This window comes from Leclercia sp. GHBNCSD (assembly GCF_055805075.1).
The window spans coordinates 1-418 of record NZ_JBQVYO010000016.1 but is presented as its reverse complement, the minus strand read 5'-3'; the positions used below and the strand labels follow the sequence as shown (position 1 = coordinate 418).

Annotated in this window: 1 pseudogene; it reads left to right on the top strand. The window is 52.2% G+C overall.

The window, feature by feature from the left end:
- Positions 1-319 (top strand): annotated as a pseudogene (locus tag ACT3IC_RS23520) (T6SS immunity protein Tli3 family protein); the annotation flags it as partial.
- Between the last annotated feature and the right edge of the window lie 99 nt (positions 320-418).

Sequence of the window (418 nt, the reverse complement as noted above, 5' to 3'; positions counted from 1 at the left end):
TGTCAACGATCAGGGTTTTCTGCAGACCAAACACCGGCTGTATATGTCGTCAAAACCGTTTGAAGATCCGCGCATTCTGCCGGGTGGCCCAGGCATTGAATATACCGTGGATGACGGTATGGGTGGCACAGTAAACGGGAAACTGGAACCCCGCTCCCCCGGATGGGCCTGGGGGATGATCTACATGACAAAGCAAGGGCTTGATGGCAGCACGCAACAACTTAAAACGAACTGGCAAAATTTGCCCGACAAAGTCCCCGAAGTGAAAGGCTACACCGGCTGGGATCATATGCGCTGTGACATGGATGCGGGGCGATAATTGATGAAAAGATTATGTACTATTTTCGCAGTCGTCACCGTTGTGCTGGCTTCTGAGTGTCAGGCGAAAGAGCCGCCGACTCAGGTAGTTTATCGGTTC